This window comes from Achromobacter pulmonis (assembly GCF_002885955.2).
In the GTDB taxonomy this organism is placed as follows: domain Bacteria; phylum Pseudomonadota; class Gammaproteobacteria; order Burkholderiales; family Burkholderiaceae_B; genus Achromobacter; species Achromobacter pulmonis_A.
Map to the genome: position 1 here is coordinate 1 of NZ_POQS01000030.1, position 1984 is coordinate 1984.

At 62.7% G+C, this 1984-nt stretch carries 3 protein-coding genes; all 3 read right to left on the reverse strand.

What is annotated here, in order from left to right; genetic code table 11:
* Positions 1–561: major capsid protein (locus tag C1I89_RS33510; RefSeq protein WP_146196986.1), on the reverse strand; the 561-nt coding region annotated here is incomplete at its 3' end.
* 86 nt (positions 562–647) lie between these two features.
* The gene (locus tag C1I89_RS33515; RefSeq protein ID WP_102776303.1) at positions 648–1025 is read right to left on the reverse strand and encodes a head decoration protein; all 378 of its coding nucleotides are present in this window, start codon (positions 1023–1025) and stop codon (positions 648–650) included.
* A gap of 27 nt (positions 1026–1052) precedes the next feature.
* A partial coding sequence (locus tag C1I89_RS33520) for a S49 family peptidase (protein ID WP_102776408.1) occupies positions 1053–1984 on the reverse strand: 932 nt, incomplete at its 5' end.

Genomic DNA, 1984 nt, shown 5'->3' on the forward strand with positions numbered 1-1984 from the left:
GTCTTCAATCTTGGTCAGCAGGTCGTAGCAGTGGCCCTTGACCTCGCTGTTGGCATTGGCCAGATCGAAGTTGACCGATTGCGGCGTGATCTGGAATTCGGTGAACAGGTTGCTGATGACGCTGCCATCGGCATCCAGGATTTCACCCTTCAATGCACCCATACGCAGATGCTCGAGCGTGATGGCGTGCTTGTTGCGCATGGTCTCCAGGTGACGAGCGAGCACGCCGGAGATGGCCTCCATCTCGGTCTCGGAGCCGAAGGTACGAATGCCCTGGACTTCTTCGGGCAGGACCACATCGTCGTGCGGGATGTGCGGAATGACGAAGGAGCGCAGCTTGCGTTTGCCGCGCTCACCCACGGTGCCGGGCGAGCCAGGCGGCTTGGTGGGCAACAGATTGAGCTTGCCGGCATACTCCTCGACGATGATCTGGCGGGTGCGCACCGGCTTGGCCGGAAACAGGTTCAAGGCTTCCAGGCGGCCGTAGCGGTTGGGGATGAGGTTGATGGCAGCAGTCAGGCTGGCCATCGAGAAACCGGGGTTCAGAAACGGGTTGTTCATTCGGGGCTCCAGAAATGACGAAACCCGCGCAAGCCAGACGGCCAGGCGGGTTCGGGGATGGGGGGACGGGCTGTAAGTGGCGAAGGTCAGGCGGATTCACGCACCAGCACGCCGCGCTCGGCCAGCTGCTGTTCGTAAGCCGTGCGCTGGGCACCAGTGAGTGAGATCGGCCAGACCAGCGCAGTCTTGGCCACGATGGCGTGGCGGGCGATCAGGATGGCGTCGCTGCGGTCGGCATTGGTGGCATCGATCGCGTTGGCGAGCACGCCGACTGCCGACTCGGTGCCGTCGGTGGCGGCCGAGTCGATGGCGTAGTGCTTGCCATCGCTGGCGTTGCGGCCGAGCACGGTGCCCAAAGGCAGGTTCTGGCCAGCGGCGATGGTGGCGACGTCGCGCGAATAGCGGTTGGGGGCTTCGTACTTCAACAGGTCGCCGAGGTTGTGGGGTTCGGTGATGGGGGTCATGGGTCAGTTCTTTCTGGGTCGGGTGCGTCAGGCCTGGGCCGTCAGCTTTTTGACGGCGGCCACGATGGGCGAGGCTTCCGGCCGATCGAGGTTTTGCGTACCGGCATCCACGGTGATGGTCGAACGGATGTCATCGGCCTCGGAACGTGCGGCACGGGCATCAATGAGCACACGCCGAACATCGGCCTCGGTCTTGCCAGCCGCGATGAATTCAGCCGCACGCTCGGGACAGCCAGCGAGCATGCAAACCTCGGCAATGGCCTGGGCAGCCTGGGTCACTTCGCGACGGGCTTCAGCAATCAGGGCCGCAGCCTCATCAACGCCGATCGTTTCAGAGCGATTTTTGTCGGGGGTGTCTTGCATTTCAGACATAGATAACTCCTTATGGGGAAATGCCGCCTCAGCACGGATGACGCCCCGCACCTGAGACGGCGAATGGTTACGGGCGTTGAGATACGAGTGAAATTCGCTGAGGGTGGCCTCCAACGTCTGGAGGCCATCGGCAAGTCCTTGGGCCACAGCATTGCTGCCGAAGAAGAGTCCAGCCTCAGTGGCGCGCACGGCATCAACGTCCAGGCCGCGCATGGCGGACACGTGATCGGTGAAGATGGAATACAGCCGGTCCACTTCGCCTTGCAGCTCTGTCTTGGCAGCATCGGACAACGGCTCGTGCGGTGAGTAGTCGTTCTTGTGAGCACCTGCCGTGATGGCGGTGAACCGATAGCCATCCTTGGCGTCTTTCACCGACTGGTCGACATGCAGGGCGATGACGCCGATCGAGCCGACACCTCCCGTCTCGGTCACGAACAGTCGCTGGGCGCTGGCGGCAATCGCATAGGCCGCTGAATAAGCGGCATCGTTGGCCACCGCCCAGACGGGTTTCATGGCTGCCACCTCGCGCACACGGCGGGCCAACTCGAAACTGCCCGAGGCTTCGCCACCCGGAGAATCGATATCAA

Excerpts from the sequence above, each read along its gene's own strand:
- C1I89_RS33515 (WP_102776303.1), bottom strand. The coding sequence starts at position 1,025 with ATGACCCCCATCACCGAACCCCACAACCTCGGCGACCTGTTGAAGTAC.